Source organism: Pseudomonas sp. MPC6 (assembly GCF_006094435.1).
Taxonomy (GTDB): domain Bacteria; phylum Pseudomonadota; class Gammaproteobacteria; order Pseudomonadales; family Pseudomonadaceae; genus Aquipseudomonas.
The window spans coordinates 6,094,834-6,116,843 of sequence record NZ_CP034783.1 but is presented as its reverse complement, the minus strand read 5'-3'; the positions used below and the strand labels follow the sequence as shown (position 1 = coordinate 6,116,843).

The 22,010-nt window shown below is 56.2% G+C and carries 18 protein-coding genes and 2 pseudogenes; 8 read left to right on the top strand and 12 right to left on the bottom strand.

Annotated features, from left to right (window positions below):
- Positions 1-5 precede the first annotated feature (5 nt).
- Complete coding sequence (locus ELQ88_RS30515) at positions 6-839, top strand: phosphatase PAP2 family protein (RefSeq protein ID WP_138969178.1); 834 nt, start codon at positions 6-8, stop codon at positions 837-839.
- Here the strand turns inward: ELQ88_RS30515 and ELQ88_RS30510 are convergent.
- The 3 genes from ELQ88_RS30510 to ELQ88_RS30500 all read right to left on the bottom strand — a co-directional run bounded on the left by ELQ88_RS30510 (position 818) and on the right by ELQ88_RS30500 (position 5,262).
- The gene (locus tag ELQ88_RS30510) at positions 818-2,683 is read right to left on the bottom strand and encodes a CocE/NonD family hydrolase (RefSeq protein WP_138969177.1); all 1,866 of its coding nucleotides are present in this window, start codon (positions 2,681-2,683) and stop codon (positions 818-820) included. The genes ELQ88_RS30515 and ELQ88_RS30510 overlap by 22 nt on opposite strands.
- Positions 2,684-2,772: 89 nt before the next feature.
- Positions 2,773-4,221: an AbgT family transporter gene (locus ELQ88_RS30505; protein ID WP_138969176.1), complete on the bottom strand. Its 1,449-nt coding sequence runs from the start codon at positions 4,219-4,221 to the stop codon at positions 2,773-2,775.
- A 135-nt stretch (positions 4,222-4,356) separates the two neighbouring features.
- Positions 4,357-5,262, bottom strand: a complete 906-nt coding sequence (locus tag ELQ88_RS30500; protein WP_138969175.1) for a LysR family transcriptional regulator — start codon at positions 5,260-5,262, stop codon at positions 4,357-4,359.
- Between the two features lie 228 nt (positions 5,263-5,490).
- On the opposite strand from ELQ88_RS30500, the gene ELQ88_RS30495 reads away from it, so the two are divergent.
- On the top strand, positions 5,491-6,714 hold the full coding sequence (locus ELQ88_RS30495; RefSeq protein WP_138969174.1) for an OprD family porin: 1,224 nt from the start codon (positions 5,491-5,493) through the stop codon (positions 6,712-6,714).
- Between the two features lie 99 nt (positions 6,715-6,813).
- Here ELQ88_RS30495 and ELQ88_RS30490 read toward each other — a convergent pair whose 3' ends face one another.
- A complete protein-coding gene (locus ELQ88_RS30490; protein ID WP_138969173.1) occupies positions 6,814-7,842 on the bottom strand; it encodes a HAMP domain-containing sensor histidine kinase in 1,029 nt (342 codons plus the stop codon).
- 505 nt (positions 7,843-8,347) lie between these two features.
- Here ELQ88_RS30490 and ELQ88_RS30480 point away from each other — a divergent pair.
- Positions 8,348-8,587, top strand: a complete 240-nt coding sequence (locus ELQ88_RS30480) for a transcriptional regulator (protein ID WP_128871145.1) — start codon at positions 8,348-8,350, stop codon at positions 8,585-8,587.
- A 128-nt stretch (positions 8,588-8,715) separates the two neighbouring features.
- Here ELQ88_RS30480 and ELQ88_RS30475 read toward each other — a convergent pair whose 3' ends face one another.
- Together ELQ88_RS30475 and ELQ88_RS30470 are read right to left on the bottom strand one after the other, a co-directional pair.
- Complete coding sequence (locus tag ELQ88_RS30475) at positions 8,716-8,970, bottom strand: hypothetical protein (protein WP_128871144.1); 255 nt, start codon at positions 8,968-8,970, stop codon at positions 8,716-8,718.
- 39 nt (positions 8,971-9,009) lie between these two features.
- A complete protein-coding gene (locus ELQ88_RS30470) occupies positions 9,010-9,393 on the bottom strand; it encodes a DUF6124 family protein (RefSeq protein ID WP_128871143.1) in 384 nt (127 codons plus the stop codon).
- Between the two features lie 442 nt (positions 9,394-9,835).
- On the opposite strand from ELQ88_RS30470, the gene ELQ88_RS30465 reads away from it, so the two are divergent.
- Positions 9,836-11,092 (top strand): IS256 family transposase, encoded by a 1,257-nt coding sequence (locus ELQ88_RS30465; RefSeq protein ID WP_138969172.1) that lies wholly within the window; start codon positions 9,836-9,838, stop codon positions 11,090-11,092.
- Between the two features lie 12 nt (positions 11,093-11,104).
- On the opposite strand, the gene ELQ88_RS30460 is transcribed toward ELQ88_RS30465, so the two are convergent.
- Both ELQ88_RS30460 and ELQ88_RS34895 read right to left on the bottom strand, forming a co-directional pair.
- A complete protein-coding gene (locus tag ELQ88_RS30460; protein ID WP_138969171.1) occupies positions 11,105-11,794 on the bottom strand; it encodes a hypothetical protein in 690 nt (229 codons plus the stop codon).
- 88 nt (positions 11,795-11,882) lie between these two features.
- A pseudogene (locus ELQ88_RS34895) lies at positions 11,883-11,978 on the bottom strand (hydrolase); the annotation flags it as partial.
- Positions 11,979-12,196: 218 nt separating this feature from the next.
- Between ELQ88_RS34895 and ELQ88_RS34890 the strand changes: the two are divergent.
- The 3 genes and pseudogenes from ELQ88_RS34890 to ELQ88_RS30440 all read left to right on the top strand — a co-directional run.
- A pseudogene (locus ELQ88_RS34890) lies at positions 12,197-12,593 on the top strand (IS5/IS1182 family transposase); the annotation flags it as partial.
- Positions 12,594-12,765: 172 nt separating this feature from the next.
- Positions 12,766-14,022 (top strand): acyl-CoA dehydrogenase, encoded by a 1,257-nt coding sequence (locus tag ELQ88_RS30445; protein ID WP_138969170.1) that lies wholly within the window; start codon positions 12,766-12,768, stop codon positions 14,020-14,022.
- A gap of 118 nt (positions 14,023-14,140) precedes the next feature.
- The gene (locus tag ELQ88_RS30440) at positions 14,141-15,103 is read left to right on the top strand and encodes a flavin reductase (protein WP_138969169.1); all 963 of its coding nucleotides are present in this window, start codon (positions 14,141-14,143) and stop codon (positions 15,101-15,103) included.
- A 94-nt stretch (positions 15,104-15,197) separates the two neighbouring features.
- Here the strand turns inward: ELQ88_RS30440 and ELQ88_RS30435 are convergent, their stop codons facing one another.
- From ELQ88_RS30435 to ELQ88_RS30425, 3 genes are all read right to left on the bottom strand, one after another.
- Entirely contained in the window at positions 15,198-16,130 is a 933-nt protein-coding gene (locus tag ELQ88_RS30435) for a LysR substrate-binding domain-containing protein (RefSeq protein WP_138969168.1), read from the bottom strand.
- Positions 16,131-16,221: 91 nt separating this feature from the next.
- Positions 16,222-17,589 carry an MFS transporter gene (locus ELQ88_RS30430; protein WP_138969167.1) on the bottom strand — a complete coding sequence of 456 codons (1,368 nt, stop codon included), beginning with the start codon at positions 17,587-17,589 and terminating at the stop codon, positions 16,222-16,224.
- Positions 17,590-17,666: 77 nt separating this feature from the next.
- Positions 17,667-19,079, bottom strand: a complete 1,413-nt coding sequence (locus ELQ88_RS30425) for an OprD family outer membrane porin (protein WP_138969166.1) — start codon at positions 19,077-19,079, stop codon at positions 17,667-17,669.
- Between the two features lie 535 nt (positions 19,080-19,614).
- Here ELQ88_RS30425 and ELQ88_RS30420 point away from each other — a divergent pair.
- Positions 19,615-20,208: a VOC family protein gene (locus tag ELQ88_RS30420; RefSeq protein WP_138969165.1), complete on the top strand. Its 594-nt coding sequence runs from the start codon at positions 19,615-19,617 to the stop codon at positions 20,206-20,208.
- Between the two features lie 337 nt (positions 20,209-20,545).
- Here ELQ88_RS30420 and ELQ88_RS30415 read toward each other — a convergent pair whose 3' ends face one another.
- Positions 20,546-21,919 (bottom strand): MmgE/PrpD family protein, encoded by a 1,374-nt coding sequence (locus ELQ88_RS30415; RefSeq protein ID WP_138969164.1) that lies wholly within the window; start codon positions 21,917-21,919, stop codon positions 20,546-20,548.
- Between the last annotated feature and the right edge of the window lie 91 nt (positions 21,920-22,010).

Here is a 22,010-nt window from a genome sequence, read left to right as displayed (position 1 = left end):
GCTCAATGCTGACTTCCTCCCGCTCACGTTTCTACTGGATGAACTTCGGTATCCCGCTGGCCTGTGCGCTCGTGGTGTTCCTGCTGTTCGACCTGACCCGCATCGACATCGCCTTCAACGATCTTTTTTATGATCCGGTGACGCAGACGTTTCCGTTGGACCATGTGTATTGGTTCGAAAAGATCACCCATAAATGGGCGCGGATCATCCCGAACTGGACCGGCGAGATCGCCATCGTCGGCGCCTTGCTGTCGTTTCTCTGGCCGCGCCTGAAGGCTGAAAAGCATTCGACCATCATCGCGTTTCTGGAAAAAATCAAAGTCGCGCCGGTGCTGCGGTTTGCCAACAGGCACCGCCGTGATTTCCTGTACGTGGTGCTCGCGTTTTCCATCAGCACCGGCGTAATCCACTACCTCAAGGGCCATACCAGTGTGTATTGCCCGATCGAAACGACCCAGTATGGGGGGAAGATTGAACACAAGGAGTGGTATCAGAATTTCGATCTGCTGAAGGTTGCCGGGAAAGGGCGCTGCTGGCCGGGCGGTCATGCTTCGGGTGGTTTTACCATGCTGGCGTTGTACTTCGTCGCACGCCGCTATCGCTGGCGCTATTCCAAAGCGGTGATGTACGGCTCGCTGGCACTCGGTTTCGTCTACGGCACGACGCGGGTTCTGCAAGGCTGGCATTACATGTCCCACACCTTTTGGGCCGGGATCTTCGTGTGGCTGGCGTGTTTGCTGACGGCGCTGGCGTTTTATGGGCGAGCGCGGCTGGAGCTGCCGGTTCTGCAAAAGCATGAAGAACCGGCATTGATGGCTCAGCCGGAATCTGCCGGCTGACGCTCCAGTGCCGGCAATGCCTCTGCCGGGAGCGTCGTCAGCACCAGCCGGGAGGCAAAGTCCTGGCTCAGGTGCACGGTGTTGATGGCGATGCGTTTGTTTTGTGCCTGACCCTCGGCTTCACCGCTATTGGGGTTCACGTCGAAGCGCGGAAAATTGCTGCTGGCAATGTCCAGGCGCAAGCGATGGCCGCGTTTGAATACGTTGCAGGTCGCGAACGGCTCGATCACCACTTTGACCCTTTTACCCGGTTGCAGTGGCTCGGGATTTTCCCATGAGTCCCGGTAACGGCTGCGACGAATGCCATCGGTAATGTTCATCGCGTAGCCGTCGGGGTAGTGCGCGCTCGGCGGGTAGATGTCCACCAGTTTGGCGGTAAAGTCCGTGTCGGGCGCGTCGCTCTCAATCCATAGCTCGATGTACAGCGGGCCGGCAATGATCAGGTCTTCGGTCAGCGGCGGCGTCTGAAAACTCAGTACGTCTTCGCGCTCCGACAGCGGTTGATTGTTGCCGCGGGTGCCGAAAAAGTCGGGTCGCTCACGTTGATCGAAAGCCCCGCCCGCGAACACCGGGGCACCGGACGTCAATGCGCCGCCGATGGTGGGGACCGGGTGGTCGGGGTCAGCGCGATAGCTCAGCGTTGCCTCGCGCATGACCGGACGTTCCCGGCTCAACTGCCGCTCATGGTCCAGATACAGACTCAGTGGCTGGCTGCCAGGTAGTGGCCATTGTTGGCTGTGCAACCAGCGACCGCCGTGTTGCAGACGACCCTTGTCATCAGGCGTACCGTCACCGCCACCCATCAGGAACACTTTTACCGGCGCGTCGGCCAGCGCTTTGGTGGGCTGGTCCTTGAGTGAGCGCTCGAACCAGTTCAGCCGGCACGTCAGCCAGTTCTCGGCCACTCGGCCGTCGAAGGATGCAGCTGCGCCGAACTCGACATCGCCGCTGTGACTGATGTTGCGATCACCGTGCAGCCAAGGTCCCATGATCAAATGTTGCGGTGTGCTGTTATGAAGTTTGAATGCGCAGTAGTTGGCGAGGGTCGAACTGACATACGCGTCATACCAGCTGGACATGAACAGCACCGGGATATCCGGCAGGTCATGGTAATGCCCCTCCGCGTAAATTCCCGGTTTACGCCAGTAATCGCTGAAGCTGCCCTGGGCCCATTGTTCAAGCAGATAGGCTTCGTATTCCGGCACGTGGCGAATGGGTGACTGGCCCGGTTGCCATGGCATGCGGGCAAACCATTGATGAATATCCTCCTGTTCCAGCGCCTCGCGAATCTGTGGATCGGCCAGCGCTGCCGGGCTTTCCTTGGCCTGTCGCCAGGCCCAGGTCGCTTGCTTGAGCTCGAACGCGCCACCTTGACGGATGCCGCACTGGAACGCGTTGGCAAAACCACCCGAGTCCAGCACCATGCTGCTCAGCCCCGGTGGATGCAGGCAAGCCATCGCCAGTTGCGTGTGGGCCGCGTAAGACAAACCCATGCTGCCAATCCGGCCGTTGCACCAGGGTTGCTCGACGATCCAGGCGAGCGTGTCGAAGCCGTCCTCGCCTTCAGCGGTGTACTTGGTGAATACCCCTTCGGAGGCGTAACGCCCGCGACAGTCCTGGAAGATCGCTACAAACCCTTGCTCGGTGAACCGTGCCGCCATCGCCTGGCGGGAAATGTGCTGCCCGTCGAGCTGCCTCTCCGAGCGCGACGGTTTGCTTTTGTCGTAAGGCGTGCGTTCGATCACGACCGGAAACGGACCTTCAATGTTTGCAGGCAGATAGATGTCGGTGGCCAGGTACACGCCATCGCGCATGGGGACCGACTGGTCGCGCAAAATTTGCATGGCCGGTATCGCTTGTTCAGAAAGGAAGTTCATATCAAAACCTTGTTGACGCGGGCACCTGCGGCATCACCGCAGGTGCCATCGGTCGGTCAGTAGCCGGTGGTCACGGCGATGGCCAGAAGGATCATCGCCAGCACCAGGTAAATCAGGAACAGCGGCAGGACGTAGCGCGCCCATTGGCCCCAGCCGACTTGCGCGGTGGCCAGCAGCACCAGCAAGCCGCTGGAGGTCGGCGTGATCATGTTGGTCAGTCCGTTGCCCAGCAGAAACGCATACACGGTGGTTTGCGGGCTGACACCGGAGAGTTGGCCGAGCGGGCCGAAAATCGGCATGGTCACCGCGGCCTGACCGGACGTCGAAGGGATCAGTACGTCCAGCCCCAGTTGCGAGAAGAACATGCCATAGGCCGATACGATCGGGCCATGATCACTCACTACGCTGGCCAGGCCGTTGACGATGGTGTCCAGCACCTGTCCGGTGGTGAGGATGATTTCAACCGCGGTTGCGAGGCCGATCAGCACGCCGGCGATCAGCACTTTTTTCATGCCGTCGACGAACGCGTTTGCAGTGGCACTGGCGCCAAGACCGGCGATGGCGGCGAAGGCGATGCTCAACAACAGATAGAACGCCGAAAGCTCGTGGTACTTCCACTGCCAGCGGGTTGAGGCAAAGACCATGAACGCGATGCCGCTGCCAAGAACCAGCAGGTTCAACAGGTGGCGGATCGGCAACGGTTTGTGTTCGAAGTTGATTTTCGCGCTGGCGTCGAAGCCCTGTTTGTGGATGCTCCACAGCACGAAAGCAATACCGACACTCAGGAACAGGGCGTAGGCCGCGATCCGCATGCTCATGCCGCTGAAAATCGGCAAGCCGACCATCGGTTGCGCGACTGACAGCGCCACAGGGTTGGTGATGGAAGCCAGGTAGCCGATCTTCACCGAGATACACACGATGGCCAGCCCGATCAGGTTCGACAACCCCAGTCGATTGGCCATGGCCACCATCAGCGGCACGATCAGGATGAATTCCTTGGCCAGCCCCATGAAGGTACTGCCGGCCGAGAACACCAGCATCAGCATTGGCACCAGCACGTAGATGTTGCCCCGGGTCATCCCCAGCAAGCGTTCGAGGCCGGCGTCGATCACGCCGGCCTTGTTCAGAACGCCGAACATGCCACCGATGAACAGCACCATGAAAATCAGCGCTGCACGCTTTTCGATGCCTTGGGGAATGGCCATGAAGCCTTCGACCAGGGACACCGGTCGGGCCACGGCGTCATTGGTTTTGCGCGGCTCCAGGGAGAACAACTGCGTCAGCGAATGGCTCTTTTCCAGGACCTGATAGGAACCCGGCACCACCAGCGCGTTCTGGCGCTGGAAGGTGCCGGAGCTGACCGCATACGTGAATGCGACCGCGAGCAAGACGATGCTCAGCAGGATGATCGCCGGGTTGATGGGTTTGCGTTGGCCGGTTTTGCCGGAGTCCACTGTCGTGGAGGCGGCGCTCGGCGGGGGGAGAGTGATCTGTAGTTCGCTCATGATTCTTGCCCTGACTGGCAGGGAGGTCCTCGCGGTTATTGTTTTGGGTGTCGGCTGTTGGTGAGGCGGACACTAGGCCAAACGCTTGCCGGCCACAACGTTATGCGCGGAACGGGTTGAGCTATGCGTTTGTCATCATTTACCCGCGGCGCACGACTCGCTGAGGCGCCGCTTGAGGTGCTCGGCAAAGGCACTGACAATGCTTGGGCGCGGCTCGTCGTGGCGGAATGCCAAGCCAAATGCATAGGGCAGGGCAGGCCGAAACGGCCGGGTGACAATCGGCAGGTGAGCGAAGTGGCTGGCCAGCAAACCATTGACGATCGAGACCCCCAGACCCTCGGCGACGAAGCTGCACGCCGCGCCGACCGAGTGCACTTCGATCCGCACTTGCGGGGTCAGGTTCGCCGCGCGAAAGACTTGGTTGAGCTCCGCTCGCAGCGCGCGTTGGCGACCCAGCAGCACCAGCGGTACGTCACGCAAATGCTGGACTTCGATGAACGTGTGGCGGGTCAGCGGATGATCCGCCGGCATCACACAAACGCCTTCGGTTTCCAGCACCGGCTCGATGTCAAAGTCCGGCAGGTCGGTGGGTAATCGCACGAATCCCAGGTCTGCCGAGCGATCAAGCACCGCCCGCTCGATCATGTCGTAAGAGCCGGTCAGCAACTCGACGACAATGTCTTCGTGGCTCTTGAGAAAATCGGCGACGATCTTCGGCAACAGCTCTTGGGTCATGCTGGTCGGCACGCCCACCTTGAGCAGACGCTTGCGCGAGCGACCGACCCGCAACTCGTCGGCCAGGCGCTGGACGCGCTGCATGCCGTCCACCAGCCCGGCCACTTCGGTGAGCAGTTCTTCGGCTTCAGGCGTGGCCATCAACCGGCCCTTTTTACGCAGAAACAAGGCAAACCCCAGGGCCTCTTCCAGCTGCGTCAGCAAGCGGCTGACCGCCGATTGAGACAGGCCCATTCGCGTTGCCGCGCCGATGGTCGAACCGGTGGCCATGATTGCCTTGAAAGCTTCGAGTTGCTTGAAATTCACGCAGGGATCCCCTTGGTTTTTCAGCGACGTGAGGTGCCGTATCACGAGCGTGCGCATAGCCTGATGCGCTTCTCGCATAACGTTGTGAACGTGCTGGCGAGCCGTTAGTGTCCGCCCCAATGCGCCGCTGAGTCCAGCGCCACACCACCACAACACAGAGACAAATCCCGGCAACGGGACCCTTGCTACTGCCCATAAAAATCGACAATACGGCACTGAGGAAAAGCGATGCGTGAGCTGTTCACGAGAGGCGCGATTGTATCCGCGGGAATACTGGCGAGCCTGTCCCCGGAGCTGATGGCTCAGGGGTTTCTGGAGGATTCGCACGGCAAACTCTCCCTGCGTAATTATTACTTCAACGACGATTACCGCGATGGCGGCAACGACCGCAAAGAGTGGGCACAGGGCTTTCTGCTCAACCTGCAATCGGGTTACACCGCTGGCACGGTCGGCTTTGGCCTGGATGCGTTGGGGCTGGCCGGGCTCAAGCTGGACTCAAGCCCGACCCATGCCGGCACGGGTTTGTTGCCGGTACACGATGACGGCCATGCGGCGGACGGGTTTTCCAGCCTGGGCGTGACGGCGAAAATGCGCATTGGCGATGCCGTGGTGAAAACCGGCAATCTGCTGCCGAAGATTCCAGTGCTGGTCTACAACGACGGTCGATTGCTGCCGCAGACCTTTCGCGGCACTCAAGTGGAATACTCCGGTATCCGTAATCTCTACCTGCACACCGGGCATCTGGATAAATTCAAACAGCGCAACTCCACCGACAGTGTCGATATTTACCCTCAGGGCTACACGGGTGACAAGGGCACGGATTTCGACTTTGCCGGCGCCGTCTACACCTTCACCCCAAACCTCAGCGGCACCTGGTACTACGGCGAAATGCGCGAGTTCTACCGCCAGCAATTTCTCGGCCTGGTGCACAAGCTTCCAGTGGGCGGCGGCAACCTGACCAGCGACCTGCGTTACTTCATCAGTAGCGATGCGGGCGAGGCACGCAACGGCGAAGTTGATGCCGACATGTTCAGTGGTCTGTTTACCTATCGCCTGGGCGCTCAAGCGATCGGTGTGGGGTATCAGAAAGTCACCGGCGACACAGCGTTGCCCTACACCAGTGTCTCCACGGTGTACTCGTTCACGAATGCAGGTGTCGGAAAATTCATTCAGGGCGGAGAGCAAACCTGGATGCTGCGATACGACTATGACTTCGCTGCCGTTGTGCCCGGATTGACCTTCATGACGCGTTACTACAAGGGTGAGAACGGCGATTACAAGGGACGGGAAGCCCGCGAGTGGGAGTCGGATACCAACCTTCGTTATGTCATTCAGAGCAGCGCCTTCAAAGGGCTGGGGATGGAAGTGCGCAAGGCGACTTATCGTTCGACCTACGCCAGCGATCGGGACAACTGGCGGCTTTATCTGACGTATGACATTGCATTGTGGTGATACGGATTCAGAACGACAAAACCAGCAGTCCCGAAAGGGATTGCGGGTTTTTTGTCGTCTGCACTATTGGCTTCGCGGTGCAACCTGGCGCAACGCGGTTTACGCTCCAACCGCCAACGGCAACGTCACAATAAAGGTACTGCCCTTGCCGTCGCCGTCGCTCATGCCGATGACCGTTCCGCCATGAGCCTCGACCAATTCGCGGACCACGGTCAGGCCAATGCCCAGGCCTGCACGGTTGAAGTCGACGGCGTGAACATCCTGCACGAAGGGCTCGAAGATAAAAGGCAGTACCTTGGCAGAAATGCCGATGCCGTTGTCGCCGATGCTCATCTGCAGCAGATTGTCTTCGGCGGTCACCGACAGCGTGACCGTGCCGCCCGCCTGGGTGTACTTGGCCGCGTTGCCCAGCAGGTTGCCAAGGATTTGCGTGAGCCGGACCGGATCGCCGTTCACCGCGAGCGCACCTTCAGGCAACTCGGCGGTGAAGTGCAGATGCTGCGCGGCCATCACCGGGCTGCACACGGCGACGGCCTCCTGAATGATTTGCAGCATATCGACGATACGACGATCCAGGCGCAACTTGCCGGTGCTGACGCGGGAGACGTCGAGCAAATCGTCCACCAGCCGCGACATGTGCTGCACCTGGCCTTCGATCAGTGCCTGCATTCGGGGCAGCTCTTCTTTCGGTACCCGCACCAGTCGACCGGCGATCATGCTGATGGGAGTCAAAGGATTGCGCAGCTCGTGAGCCACCAGGGTGAGGATATTTTGTTGCTGGGCCAGGCTGTGCTCCGCCGAGGCTTGCAGGTGTTGCGCACTGAGCACGGCACGCACCAATTGTTCGTTGGTGTCGCGCATCTCCAGGTAACGCTGGTGTTCTTCGGCTGAGCGTTGGGGTTTTTCCGCATCCGACTGAGCCAGCAGAATCGCCAGGACCAATTGCTGATTGGCCCCGATCAGTTGCTCGACCTGTTGGATATTGACGAGCCGGGTGTTGGCCTCGCTCAGCTCCTTTTGCAGTGCCGCCAGTACGGCTCGCGCCTCGACGGTTTTCTGGCCGAGCAGGAACAATTCGCGAGCGGCAGTGGCCATTGCTTGCTCGTTCTTGCTGTTAGCCTCATTCATGATCCCACCCGCCACGAAGCAAACGTGCGGTGAGCGAGGGCCCGATCAGGGTAGTCAGCAGCTGGTAGAAAGTAGTCAGCAACACTTCACCGAAAAACAGGGCATCGGCTGTGGCTGAAACGTCAGCGTTGGGGCCAACACGGTGCGTCAGAGAAGCTACGATCTGACTGCTCTCTTCGCTTAGCGTGGACATGGCTAACTGATATCTGATTGACAGTTTTCGATGGTACACCCAATAAGGGTATTGGGAGGGGAATGCGTCAGAGGAGGGCGGTTATTGGATGACTGAATGAAGCTGACCGTTCAAAAGGCAAAAAAAAGCCCGCGGGAGGGCGGGCAAACCGTAGTTTCTTGAAGAGCGAGTGCAATGTACCGGTTGGAGAGGGGCGGTGGGGTGAAGAAAAATTCATCTGCGCGATGCGTCTTCTGAAGCGGGAGAGTGCTTAGAATTGCTTCGATGTTATGTATTCGTTACATCTGACGATAAATGTCACGGTAACTGAACATGGACTACAGCCTACTGGCCTGGCGGCTGGGTAAACACATACGTGAAAAGCGTATCAATCGTGGCTACACCCAGGCAAAGCTCGCAGGGTTGACGCGGCAAAAAATCATTGCTGTGGAAAAAGGTGCTCTATGCGTGAGCATGGTGGCGTATGCACGTGTATTAGGCGCTTTGGATTGTGAGCTCACGGTTATACCAGCGGCCATGCCGACCCTTGAAGAACTTGCGGAGCTCTTCTGAATGAATGTGAGGAGGCGGACTCCACAGAAAGTTACATAAAGTGAAACCTTCTGTTGAGTCGTTGTGCATGAAGCCGCGTTGGATGACAGTCTAAAAATGGGCGACCTCAGCGATCGCCCATTTTCTTTCTACATCAAAACCTGCGCCTGCAATCGCCGCCCGACGACGTCCAACAAATCGCAGCCGTCGCGCAGTGAAGTGACCAACACCCGCGCCAGTTCACTGTGAACATTTTCGTTTGCAGCGAAGCTCTCCAGCAATTGGGTTGCCGTGCGGATGCGGTAGGCCGCGGTTTCGTGCAATACGTCCAGTGGCGCTTCGGTGTCGATCAACAGCACCGCAATGCTGCAATCGATGCCGGTGACCGGCATGTATCGAGCCATGACAAAAACCTCCAGTCGGTAACAAAGGCGCGCGGCCACTCAAGGGTGGCTGGCGGACGGGTTCTCTGGCAATCCATCGGGTGGGTCCAGGTTGTCCAGCGCCCGGTTTACCAACAGTTCGGCCACCACCGCCAGTTGCTGGATCGCCAGCGCTACGTTGCGGCGAGAGCTTTCCAGATCGCAGGCAAGGTCCGTGCTCATGACGTTGAGCGAGGCCAGGGTTTCGCAGGCGTGAGCGAGCAGGGAGGGGGTGTCGATGTCGGGGAGGATGGTGAAGACGTGGCTGACGGGATCGGGGAGGCGTGGGTTGCGCAGGCGAGCGCTTACGAGGGGTTCAGTGACTTCGGAGAGCTTGGATAAATCGGGGGTATCTGTTGCCAAATCCGGCGAGGAGTCCGGTGGATTGGGGCTGTGTTTTTTCATGGTCTAATTCCTGGTTTGTCATAGGAACTACCATTCCCCTGCTGTCAAACAGGGAGGGTGGCAGCTGTACGCAGGTTGACAGACCGGAAACACAGGAAACCGGTGCATCCAAAGATGCCCCACGCACAGCCGCCATGAAAAAACTGCACGCGCGCAAGCATGCCGTTTTATTAGGTAGAGTGGAAGGTTCCGGTTTTCAGCCTGTCAAAGCCGATCGCTGATTTGCAGCGACACCTGAAGGCTATCTATGACGGGCAGAGTTCGCTAGTTCATGGAAGGCGACGCGTCTTGCAGGAAATTTCCTAGGACGGAGAGTGACTTTCTCCTTCAAAAGATTGCCTCAGTATCCGTCACCTGAAAAACTCTCAACAGCCACCGAGGGTGTAATTAGTTTTGTGTAAACGGTCATTTGGCAGGAGACTGCCTACCCCAAGGAAATCCAATGACCGAGCCAAAACCCAAGCGAGCCAAACGAGTCAAGCCTGATCCTGAACTGGTTAAACTGGCCGACAGTCTGCTGGCCAATTACAAAAAGCCCGAAGATCTTATCGGTGAAAATGGCCTGCTCAAACAGCTCACCAAGATGCTGGTCGAGCGGGCCCTTGAAACTGAGATGACCGAACACCTGGGGCACGACAAAAGCGCAGCAATCACCAACACCGCCGCCAATGCGCGCAACGGTCACAGCGGTAAAACCCTGAAGGGCGACTTCGGCAAACTGCCGCTCGACATCCCTCGCGACCGGCAGGCGTCTTTCGAGCCGCAGCTGGTGGCCAAGCATCAAACCCGCTGGACGGGCTTCGATGACAAAGTTATTTCTCTCTACGCTCGCGGTTTGAGTGTCAGAGAAATTCAGGCGCACTTGCAGGAAATGTACGGCACAGAGGTCTCTCCCAGCCTGATCTCGGCCATTACCGACGCGGTGAGTGATGAGGTCAAGCTCTGGCAGGCCCGACCGCTGGACGCGCTGTACCCGATCCTCTACCTGGACTGCATTCACGTCAAAGTGCGCGATGCCGGCGCCGTGCGCAACAAGGCGGTTTACCTGGCCATCGGCGTCAATATGGCGGGTCACAAGGAAGTGCTGGGCTTGTGGATCGCGCAAACCGAAGGCGCCAAATTCTGGCTGCAAGTGGTAACCGAACTCAAGAATCGGGGCGTGCAGGACATCTTCATTGCCTGCGTGGACGGCCTCAAAGGCTTCCCAGAGGCGATTGAAACGGTTTACCCGAAAGCCGTCGTTCAGCTGTGCATCGTGCACATGGTGCGCAACAGTTTGAACTTCGTATCGTGGAAACGGCAGAAGGAAGTCGCGGCTGATCTCAAGCTGATTTACACCTCGGCCACCGCCGAATTGGCCGAGCAACGGCTCTGCGAATTTGAAGCCAAGTGGGACGCCGAGTACCAGTCGATCAGCCTGTCGTGGCGTCGAAACTGGGCTCGAGTCATCCCGTTTTTTGACTATCCAGCCGAGATCCGCAAGGTGATTTACACCACCAACGCCATCGAATCGATCAACATGAGCCTGCGCAAAGTGATCAAAACCCGTGCGTCATTTCCCACTGACGAGGCGGTGATGAAGCTGTTTTACCTGGCGCTGAACAACATCAGCAAGAAGTGGACGATGCCGATCCGGGACTGGAAAGCGGCGTTGAATCGCTTCAATATCCAGTTTGAAGACCGGCTGTTAACGGTTTAATAGAAATCCCGTTTACACAAAATCAGGGACACCCTCCAGCCACCCAGCTTCCCCTGGGATCAACCTGTATTGAACCTGCCGAATTTTTCCCGTCCGCCCAGCCTCGGCGTCAGCACCGTCATAAATCGGAAACTGCCGCACCAACGAATTTTCCGTCACAGCAAACTCATCCTCGCCTTGGTAACCCTCTGCAATTTTCGGGTTGTCACTGACAGGTGGCAGATAAATCGTGCTGAGCGATTTCTTGCGGTTAGCGGAGTAGGCAATGAGCTCACCCGCCATCCCACGCCCCGATGATCTGACGAAGACGTAAATCTCGGGTGAACCGTCGCTATCAAGGTCCGCGACCTGCGCCCGAACGATGTTGCCGGTGAGTGGGTGAGTCAACTTCGAATTATCGATTTCCAGCCCTTGGGGTGTGATGTAGAGCACGGGATTTCCATCGATCAACGCCGTCGTCACATGAAAACGAATGCCCTGCAATTTGAGCGTTTGGTCGAACGGCTGGATGCTGTTCTTGGCATCATCGACAAGTCTCGATGACAGGTGCTGCGCTGCGAGCGGTTCTTTGATGGAATGGTTAGCCGTCACGGTTTCGGCGCCGTTATTGAAGGCGATTTCGACACGAGGTGCGACCCCAGCGTTGGCATGGGCAACCAAAGAAACCATAACGGCGAAGGCGGCTGAAATACGGGCAATCATGTACATCTTCCTCAATGCTTCTGTTCGGTGACGTTGTCCATGCAGATGAGACAGCAGCATAGAGAGGGTAGCGCCAAGCATCCCGACACTAGATCTGCTGTAGTTCATCCAGGGTCACGGTGTGCTTGAAAAGCCTCACTCCCAAACCACCCGTGCGATCCAGCGATGACCCCACCGTCAAATCTGGTGGGCCGGGGTAATTTGAATCGGTTTGGTAAATTATTGATATGTAACATCAATAACTGTTTCTATTTTTGGTTGGAATACCAATTGGAATGCCGTGCGAAGTTATTCTCCAGCGGACCGCCCGATTGTATTTGATTCGACCAGCATCATGATCGAGAGAGAGTTTTCAGTAGCTGTCGGTAGCGACAACTGGCAATCGGTAGATTTTATCGAGAAGATACTGCTTATGGGACCGCGCCGGTGTTGCCTGGATGGTGGACGAAAAAGATTCCGAGCCACATGTGATAGTTAGGGAAAATCGAGCGCGAGAATAACAGTCTATCGAGTAGCGATTTTCAATAGAACGAAGAGAAGCAGGAGTATCGCTGCCCCACTGAATATGCCCTTCGCAGCGAGAGGCGTGCTTGCAAGAACCGGCGCTCACATGTCACGAAAGTCGACACCATCCTCTTTCGATCACGGCAGATCGACTGCGCTGAATGCTCGATGAAAGAGCGCTTGTTTCCCGAATACTTCGTTCCGGAAAATCGCCCTTAGCGTCCACGAAGGGGTGCGTGATGTGGCGCGGCGGATCTCCGCGACACCGCAACACATGTGCTCACGCTACGAACGTTCCATTGCAGCCCCACGCTACAGGTGGCAATCAACTTGGTTTCGACTCGTCGTGTATGCACTTCCGGACCAGCATGACTTCACCTCATGGACAGTTCATAAATATGGTTTGAGAAGGCTCGGGTGCTGCGCATAAATTCTGCGCATACAAAAACAACCTGAGGTACAGCTTCATGCCCACATCAGCGAATCTTCAACTGCCAGTTTCCGATTCTTCTAATGTTCGCAAGGCGTGCTGGTATGACTATCGCGAGCGCGCCTTGAATGCAGGTAAGGCGTTTATCAAAGCTGTCGATGAGGCGGTTCCAGCGATACGACAAAGACGTTTCGAGTCCGAATCATTAGGGCGCGTACCTGATGCCACAGTTCAAGCCATGGTCGATGCGGGAGTGTTCCGTACATTTACTCCAATGCAGTACGGAGGCCTGGAAATTGACCCAGCATCGTTCTTCGAAGGCATCATGAAGGTTGGTGAAGCTGACAGTTCGGCTGCTTGGATCGCCGGCCAACTGAACTGCCATGCATTCGAAATTGCCTTGATGGATAAGCGCATGCAGGACGAATTCTGGGCCAACGGTCCGGACACTCGTGCTTCGAGTTCCTATGCTCCAATTGGTAGGCCTGAAAAGGTAGAAGGCGGTTACCTGCTCAATGGAACCTGGACTTTTTCCAGTGGTGTGGACCATGCTCAGTGGGTCATTCTCGGCGGAGCTGCGCGTAATTTTGTAGTGCCGGTTAGCGACGTCAGTATCGATCACGGAAGCTGGGATGTATCAGGCTTGAAAGGTACAGGCAGCAAGGCCGTTACATTGAGGGATGTATTTGTACCAAGCTACCGTATCCATGAGCTAGTCGATACGTACAACGACGCCAACCCTGGTTGGGAGGTCAACAACCGTCCGCTGTACTGGATGTCATTTCTCGGAATTTTCAACTCAACTGCGACCAACACCGTAATTGGCACTGCAATGTGCGGCATCAATACCTTTATCGAGCAGTCCCGAGTCCGTCTTACCCGTCAGGGCACAGGCGCGCCAATTGCGCAGAATCCGTTCCTACATTTGAAGTTGGCCGATGTATTGACCAAGGTTGGCGGTGTGCGTGAGCGTCATCTGAACAATTGGAAGACCTTGTTCGACACGGCGTGCCAAGGCGAAGTGTCGACCCCTTTGGATCGAATGCGCGTGCGCTTCGAATCGGCGGATGGGAATGCCACCTGTTTTGAAAGCATTGCTTCACTGTGGCCGATCGCTGGCGCGGCGGCATCTGCCTCGGACAACATTTTGCAGCAGGTTTTCCGCGATCTGATGGCGGCTCGTAACCATGGCTCCGCCGGACGTGAATTGGCTGCCGGTCAGTACATCAAGACCATGTTTGGTATGGAGCCCGCTCCATTCAGTGATTTCGGTACTCTCGCCTACTACAAGTAGCTCAGCCTAATTGGGGGCGCCGAACAGGGCGCCTCCTCGTTGACATCGCTCGTCTCGTGCGTAGGCGTCAACTACCTAAATTAAATGAATCGGCTCTGAGCAGAGCTAGGGTATACAGATGACAAATTCAAACATGTACGAGGATGATTCAAGCTTGCTTGAACAGGGTGATCCTCTCATCGATGGTCGGGCCTTCCGACGCTGCTTGGGCCAGTATCCCACAGGCGTATCGATCATTACTGCCCAGCAGGGCGATAAGCGGGTCGGGATGGCCGTCAATTCTTTCGCAGCCGTGTCTCTCGATCCTGCATTGGTGTTGTGGTCAATCCGCTGTGAATCCGCCAGTGCTGCCACTTTTATCGAGGCCAGTCACTTCGCTATTAGCGTCCTGGCGGCGGACCAAGTGGAGGTATCTCAGCTGTTTGGCTCCGGTCATGAGGATCGTTTCAAGCTGGTGCAATGGTTGCCGGATGCCGCAGGGGCTCCGCTGATCAAAGGCGCCATCGCCCACTTGCAATGCCGTTTGGCCAAGGTCTACGAAGGTGGTGATCACTGGATCCTGGTGGGGCAAGTCGAGCATTACGCGCGTTTTGCCGGTGAGCCCTTGGTTTTTTCTCAAGGGCAGTACGCCGTTACGCAGAATCATCCACAAGTGGCCGTCGGTGTACAAAAGGGTGCAACCTCGAAACCTACCCTTGAAGATCCACTGTTTACCAGTCTGCTGACCAGTACCAGCCAGCATATGTCGCGGCTCTTCCAGGCGCATAGGCAAGCACTTGGGGTCACGATGGCGACCTCTCGGGTGCTTAGCCATCTGGCGCAGGGCGCGGCGACGATCGATTCGCTGGAGCATGACTCACTGCTTGGCCGAGGCGCGATCGAAGATGCATTGAATGAGTTGAAAAATCAGGGCTTCGTTCAGCTCAACAGCGGCGATTATTCGCTTACTGAGTCAGGTTTACAGAAGCGTCAGGCGTTGACTGCTCGAGCCAAGGAGTTCACCGCAGAGCAACTGGCAGGTGTTTCGGATGCCGATATTGCGGCGGCCAGTAGAGTACTGCAAAAGCTATTGGGGCATTGAGGCATTTGCGGTCGCGTTCAGTTGCGATTGTATTAAAAGGCCCTTTCCAGGGCCTTTTCTGTTCTTGCTCTTCGGTCCTCGATTTCAGGCCATCTTACTGCTCAGGATAGCGCCATAGCGCTTCGGTATGCAGGCGAGACTGTTCGGCTTGCTGCATTAGCCAGCGCTTGAACACATTGACCTTAAGGTCGTGATCGGCGCCGGGAGGATAAGTGGCGTAATAACCACGGGTTGATGTGAAGGTGTGGGGGATAGCCTTAACCAAGCGCCCACTTTCAAGCTCGGGCTGGAACAGAAATAACGGCACCAAGGCAAAACCCAACCCGCCCATGGCTGCTTCAGCCAATAGCAACAGCTGATAGAAGCGGGGAGCCAAATCCAGCTGAGGCTGGGGCAGGCCGAAGGATGCAAAATAGTCTCCCCAAAATCCGCTCCGTGCAGTTGCAGTGTGAGTGAGCAGCGGTCCCTGTAGCAGATCCGCCGGGCGGTTGAGCTCGCGGGAGGCTTTAAGCTGAGGTGAGCAGATCACACCCATTAAGGTTCCTACCGGCAGTGCATCTGCATTCATCCCCGGCCAGACGCCGTTACCGTAACGAATAATCAGTTGAGCATTGTCGGTTGTATTGGCCGTGTCGGTCTCGCCACCCAGGATGTGCACTTCAATATTAGGGTATTGCTGTTGAAAAGCAGGCAGGCGTGGCATGAGCCAGCGTATGGCGAATCCTGAGTTCACCACTAGCTGCAGTGCCTGCCCTGCTTCTTCCTGGCGGATTTTGCGAGTGGCGTCGGAGATTCGCTGCAATGCCAGACTCACCTCTTGGTAATAAGTCTGTCCAGCTTGGGTGAGAGTAATAAAACGTCCGTTGCGGTTGAACAACTGGATACCCAACTCAAGTTCTAGCGCCTGCACCATGCGACTAACCGCACCTTGGGTGACATGCAGCTCCTGCGCGGCGGCAGTGAAGCTTTGTGAGCGTGCAGCTGCCACAAAACTGCGGATGGCGTTTAGAGAGGGTAATCGATCCATGGGGCATCATACCGTTGCCCAAGTCACAACTACAATGTAAGCAAAACGCCCCTGGGCAATGCCGAGGGGGCGTCGGCGACCTGGGCGGCCTTCAGGCCGGGTTAAGTTGTGAGTTCGAGGATTCCGATTGGCGCTGAGCCAGGTCCTGTCGTTCCAGCGCAGGTCGCAGGTGTCGCAGCGAGTACCGTAGGACAATGAAAGCCACCAGACTGGCAGTGGTGGTCACCAGCATAAGCGACTTGCCCAACTGCTTTTGGTCTTGGAACAGGAAGTCAGTGAGGGACGCGACGATGGTTGGGGCAATCCCTGCGGCGATCGTTGCCGTGACGAACATGAAAATCGCCGTAGTCTGTCCGCGCATGCGGTTGGGTACTAGCAGCTGTACGGTCGCGGCGATGTAAAGCAGGAAGGAAACCAGCACGACATCGACCACAGCATACACGCCCATGAACCAGTAAGGGCTGGAAACGCTGAAAGCCAGGATGGCCAGCGGCGGAGTGATAGCCAGTAACCAGGTATAGAAACGTACGTGAGCATCGCGGATGCCGCGCTTGTACAGCCAATCGATAATGATACCTTTAAATATGATACTCGAAGCGCTAATGACGTTGACCACGCCCATGATTGGCGCATATTCCTTCGGCGTCCACCCGAACTCGCGGGTGATGTACGTTGGTACCCAACTGACCAGGCTCGCAGCAGCCACAGCAGCACAGGCAAAACCCAGCAACAGGCTAACGAACAGCGGTTTGTTTTGACCCATATAGGCAAATACGCTGACATCGGAAGCCGCTGGTTTTACGTGATTTTTGCGTGATGGCTCGGAAAAGCTGAAGGCAAGAAGCGCTAACAAGATGCCCGGAGTGCCAATCAAGATCATGGCAAGCCGCCATGAGTTGACTTCACCAATCAGCGGCAGTACCAGGCCCTCATGGGCGGCAGAGTAGGCTATTACCCAGCCACCCACGGCGAAGGCCAGCGCAGTACCGACTTTTGGCCCCATGCCGAAAATTGATAGAGCCGTAGTCATGCGCTCTTTCGGAAACTTATCTGCAATCAGTGAGTAGGCTGCAGGTTGCAGACCGGCTTCACCGGCCCCAACGCCCATGCGTGCTGCAAACAACATCGGGAACGACTTCGCCAGGCCGGTTGCCAAGGTGGCTATGGACCAGAACACGATACCGCCGAATATGACGCGACGGCGGGAAAAGCGATCCGTTGCCCAGCCCAATGGATAGCCGCACAGGCCAAAGCAGATCGCGAATGCAGGACCCAGCAACAGGCTGATCTGAAAGTCGGTCAGGCCCAGATCCTTCTGAATCGGAATCACCAGCATATTGATGACCAGGCGATCCAGAATCGAAATCACGTAAAATAACAACAGTACCCCTACCATCCACCAAGGCTCGATCCTTGACCACCAGGTATTGTGTAGAAGGGGCAACGGTTTGTTAGGCATGGGACATCTCCTGAATTGTAATTATTGCGGGACCAGAGCCCTTCGAGTTGCGGCAGCGTTGCCCAATGTAAACAGTGCTAGAACAGTGGAATGCTGTATTCGGTGATCAGGCGCGTTTCGGTCATATCGCGTACACCAGGCACATCACTGTGGAGAATGCCTTTATCGAAGCGAAAGGCGAGTCCCTTGAGCGCTCCGCTTTGAATTGCGTAATTCAGCGAAACGATTTGCACATTTTCCTCTTTCGGCCCTTGAACTGAGCGGGCATTTCGCCCTTTCAGATAGATCCAGTTTGCTTCCAGCCCAGGTATGCCAAGAGCAACAAAGTCGTAACCGTAACGCACTTGCGTGGTGCGCTCGCCAGCCCGAGTGAACTTGTTAACTTGAATATCACTTGTGATGGGTGCAATGCTGCCATCACCTTGGTTCAGCCATACGAAGTCGCTTTTGCCTTCGGTATATTGGTAGCCGAAACCGAAGGTGTGGGCACCGTACTTGTAGCTGAATAATGCGCTGCTCAGCCGATTATCGACTTCACCCACAGTGACGCCATTGCCATAGTAGCCGCTTGCGAGGTAGCCCTCTTTGCGTCCGGCAAAGCTGCTGTTTTTGCCATTGCCAGAGCTGTCGTAATACCGGAAGTCGCCAGACAGTTTGCCTGCACCGAGAGGCATTTGTGTCAACGCCCCAATCATGTGCTGCTGGTAGAACTCTTCCAGCTCGCCGTAGTAGTAACGCAGGGTCAGGCCGGGGGTCAGGGCGTACTCGCTGCCGAAGAACCAGAAGTGATTACTGTCTTGTGGTGTGCCTGGCATATTCGCGCCGTAGACCGCTCGGTTATAAGGATTACCAGGGCCTCGTGCAGGTGACGAGGCGCTAATGGACATGGAAATGCCATCGCTAGACGCGCGGCCTTTAGAGTGCTCGTACAGCCCACTCATCAGGGTCAGGCCTTCGATTTCGTTGGACGTAACCACTGTGCCCTCAAATAACTGGGGGGCAATGCTGCCAGTAGAGGCTTGGACAATCGGCATGCGCGGTAGATGAGCGCCATAACTTATCTGAGTTTTCGAGAAGCGAATCTTTGGGTTCAAATAAGCCCAGGAAAAATTGTCGACAGAACTTTCATCGGATGCACGGGGAAATAGGAGTGCGGGTTGACGAGAGGAGTTAGGATCACCAACCTTGCCACCGGAATCAAGTTTCAGTCCATAAAACGCTAATAAATCAACGCCAAAACCAACGGTTCCCTGGGTGAATCCCGATTGTGCATTGAGTGCGAAACCCTGTCCCCACTCGGTGAGGCGCGACACGCCCGGTCCAGAGCGAAAGTCATTATCGTAATAAAGGTTCCGCATACGAAGTGTGGCTTTGGAGTCTTCTAAAAAACCCTGCGCGGCAACCACTTGCGTTGTGGCGCAAAGCAGAGGTGCTGCGTTCATGGAGGCGAACAGCAATACTCTTCCAAGCGACGGCTTAGTGCTGGACATGTTTGATCTCTTGTTTTTGTAATTGTGCTTCGGAATCTGGATTCCGGCTGGCCCTGACAATGCAAGCGGAGGGCATGGGCTAAGTATCAAAAGCGCCCCAGAGAAGCGCAACGGAAAGCTCGCGTTGCGTGCACCAAGTGCACGCGGTTTCGAAATTTTGCTTCATTATCGCCATGAACTGATATCAATACACTCAGGCAATCGATGCTCCCACGAGCTTCCATTTTTTGAAGAGCGCTGGTCAGCGGGAAAACCCCGATGGGATGCGGGGGGCTTGGTCGGCGTTTGTCGGAGCGAGAATGAGAAGTCGATTGTCGGCTGTAGAGGGACTTACAAAGGCCGATTTCAGGCGGTGATCTCATTTGGAATGCGGCTTTGTGCTGAGCCAATAGCGAGTGAATGCCTGGGTAACGGCTGCATGCAAACTAAGGGCTTTTTTCAATCAGGTGCACCGTGCAAAAGCTCAAATATGAGCGCTGGGTGCACCATTATTGCTCGTTTGGGCAAAGACTGAATATCGGTGTCTCGGATACTGATGACTGCACCTATCCACCTTAACAAGAGGTTTAATACCATGCCGCTTCCTCAAGGCCGATTCCGCCACATTGGCGTTCCCGCATTCCAACCAGATGAGCTGGGTAAGTTTTACACTCGTTGGTTTGGATTCGTAATATCTGACACCGGTACTGGACGTGCGGATGGTGCCCGCGTGGTATTCATGACCGGTGATCCTGATGAGCATCACCAGATTGCGTTTGCCAATCTGCGTCGTGAAGGTCATCCCGGTATGCAGCAGATTTCCTTTGTCTACGACAGCCTTGAGGAGCTCAAGCAGATGGCGGTTGAGTTCCATAAAGCTGGGGTTCCGATTTTGCAGCAAAAGGATCACGGCAACACCTGGAGTATTTACATCTCGGACCCAGAGGGTAACCGTATTGAATGCTACACCCCGTCGCCTTGGTACGTGCAGCAGCCTACCTGGTGGGATGTCGACCTGGTCACCGAATCGGTAGAGCAAATCTATACCCGCACTGAGGAGAAGGCCAAAACGCAGCCGGGCTTCTGCAGTCGTGAGGAATGGCAGGCGCGAATTCGCGCGGGTGTGAAAGCTAATCTCGAAGCATTCTAAAGCTGTTGCACCCACGCCCCATCCCGGTAACGGGGTGGGGCTTTGTCGTGCTCTGGCCCTTAACAGTTCAGTCCTGTATTGAAGTCAGGTCTTTAACAGTCGAAGGCATGCCTGGAACTCGCAGATTATCGATTACCTGATTGGTTTTCCAAGTCGAGCAGAATCAGCTCTCATAGAGGTTGGCCCCCTGCCGATCGTCGCGATGAGAAGACATCTGTTTTCACTGGAGTGGTATTTAAAAGCGCTTGTCCGCGCTCTAGGAACACGCCATAAGCGTGTCACGATGCCGAACAGGCCCTCCTGGGTGGACCTGCTTTGGCAACGGAGTGAGCAGTGATTATCGGAGGTTGTCTGTAATTGCCACGACGCTGTCCAGTTGTTCGAGATTCTGAATTGCCTCTAGGGCGCGCTGGGCGCGCTCGTCACTGACATTCTTCGCGAAATGAATGTTGCGCCAAAATTTGTTCACGATGTCCTGGTCGGAGACCGGGTTGGCCGCCCAGCCGAGGGGCAGTTTGTCACGTTCAGATTTCAAGACTCGGCCATCTTTAAGGTGAATGGCCAGGCGCATCAACTGGTTGATGTTGACGTCTTCGGCCGCCTGCAGAACCACGCGCTCGGTCAAGGCCATGACTATTGGGTCATGAATGTGGGCCGAGGTGTAATGCTCGATTCGCACTTCTTTATTCACCAGTGCATTGGCAATGCCGTAAGGGATGCTGAACAGTGCGCGGGCCTGGCCATCCTCAGCGCTCATGGTCTGGTTGAGGAAATGATTGACCCGGTGAGGCGGCACATCCACGGTGATCGTTTCCACATCATCTGCCGTGAAGTGATGGGCGTTTACAAGTTCCAGCGCGCATTCGATTGGGTTGTGATTGCCGTAGCAGGATGGGTGCAGCTTGTGCATACCTTGAACGTAGAAGGTAGTGCCCAGATCCGCAGCGAAATTCTCCGGCGACGCATTATAGGAATAGAGGTTGTAATACCCCAGTTTGCTGGTGAGCGCATCTTTTACTCCGCCGAAACTTCCCAGGCTCAACTGCGCCGCGGTCACCGCGTTGTATGCAGCCAGGGCGCCGGGTAGTTTAAAGGTGTCGGCGCCATCCCAAAGGGACTGGTACGAGCCTGACATCATGTGCAGCAAAATGCCGAAGGCATTGACGATCTGGTCTTCGTCCAGTTTCATCAATCGGGCAACAACTGCCAAGGCGCCAATAGCGTTGGCGGTTCCGCAAACCTCAAAGCATTTATCGAAGTTGAACTCTTCTGAAACGGCCAAGCGTGCGCCCACATCCCCGCCTAATACCACTGCGACCAAAAGCTCCTGGCCACTGCTGTTCATGAACTCAGCCACACTCAGCGCGGTAGGGTCCGTGGTGCTGCAGACGTGACCTACCATCTTGCCTTTGTTGATACCTTCGGCTTCCGGGCCTGTTACCTCGAAATCAAATGAGCGGGTACTCAGGCAGTTGATTAGTGCTGCTTGGGGCAACGGAAGTTTCTCCCCGAAACCCAGAACACTGGCCTGCGGCGCACCTCCCCAACTTTTGAACAAATTCAAATAAATGGCATTGCTGGGTGATACATGCCCTCCCACGGTACAGCTCAGTGCATCAATCAGCCGCAACTTAGCGGCATGGATCACTCCGTGCGGGAGGTTTTCATAGCGGGTATCGAGGATGTGACGAGCGATTCGGCGAACAAGCATGGGAGGCCTCTGTGTTGTTTTTTTAAGGACGACCTAAATTAGCGATTGTCCGCGCTTCGTCGCAAGGCAGTAATGCATGGAGGAGCACTCA

Excerpts from the sequence above, each read along its gene's own strand:
- ELQ88_RS30505 (WP_138969176.1), bottom strand. The coding sequence starts at position 4,221 with ATGAGCGAACTACAGATCACTCTCCCCCCGCCGAGCGCCGCCTCCACG.
- ELQ88_RS30415 (WP_138969164.1), bottom strand. The coding sequence starts at position 21,919 with ATGCTTGTTCGCCGAATCGCTCGTCACATCCTCGATACCCGCTATGAA.
- ELQ88_RS30420 (WP_138969165.1), top strand. The coding sequence starts at position 19,615 with ATGACTGCACCTATCCACCTTAACAAGAGGTTTAATACCATGCCGCTT.
- ELQ88_RS30475 (WP_128871144.1), bottom strand. The coding sequence starts at position 8,970 with ATGGCTCGATACATGCCGGTCACCGGCATCGATTGCAGCATTGCGGTG.
- ELQ88_RS30440 (WP_138969169.1), top strand. The coding sequence starts at position 14,141 with ATGACAAATTCAAACATGTACGAGGATGATTCAAGCTTGCTTGAACAG.
- ELQ88_RS30495 (WP_138969174.1), top strand. The coding sequence starts at position 5,491 with ATGCGTGAGCTGTTCACGAGAGGCGCGATTGTATCCGCGGGAATACTG.
- ELQ88_RS30510 (WP_138969177.1), bottom strand. The coding sequence starts at position 2,683 with ATGCAAATTTTGCGCGACCAGTCGGTCCCCATGCGCGATGGCGTGTAC.
- ELQ88_RS30470 (WP_128871143.1), bottom strand. The coding sequence starts at position 9,393 with ATGAAAAAACACAGCCCCAATCCACCGGACTCCTCGCCGGATTTGGCA.
- ELQ88_RS30435 (WP_138969168.1), bottom strand. The coding sequence starts at position 16,130 with ATGGATCGATTACCCTCTCTAAACGCCATCCGCAGTTTTGTGGCAGCT.
- ELQ88_RS30465 (WP_138969172.1), top strand. The coding sequence starts at position 9,836 with ATGACCGAGCCAAAACCCAAGCGAGCCAAACGAGTCAAGCCTGATCCT.
- ELQ88_RS30425 (WP_138969166.1), bottom strand. The coding sequence starts at position 19,079 with ATGTCCAGCACTAAGCCGTCGCTTGGAAGAGTATTGCTGTTCGCCTCC.
- ELQ88_RS30430 (WP_138969167.1), bottom strand. The coding sequence starts at position 17,589 with ATGCCTAACAAACCGTTGCCCCTTCTACACAATACCTGGTGGTCAAGG.
- ELQ88_RS30480 (WP_128871145.1), top strand. The coding sequence starts at position 8,348 with ATGGACTACAGCCTACTGGCCTGGCGGCTGGGTAAACACATACGTGAA.
- ELQ88_RS30490 (WP_138969173.1), bottom strand. The coding sequence starts at position 7,842 with ATGAATGAGGCTAACAGCAAGAACGAGCAAGCAATGGCCACTGCCGCT.
- ELQ88_RS30515 (WP_138969178.1), top strand. The coding sequence starts at position 6 with ATGCTGACTTCCTCCCGCTCACGTTTCTACTGGATGAACTTCGGTATC.
- ELQ88_RS30460 (WP_138969171.1), bottom strand. The coding sequence starts at position 11,794 with ATGATTGCCCGTATTTCAGCCGCCTTCGCCGTTATGGTTTCTTTGGTT.
- ELQ88_RS30445 (WP_138969170.1), top strand. The coding sequence starts at position 12,766 with ATGCCCACATCAGCGAATCTTCAACTGCCAGTTTCCGATTCTTCTAAT.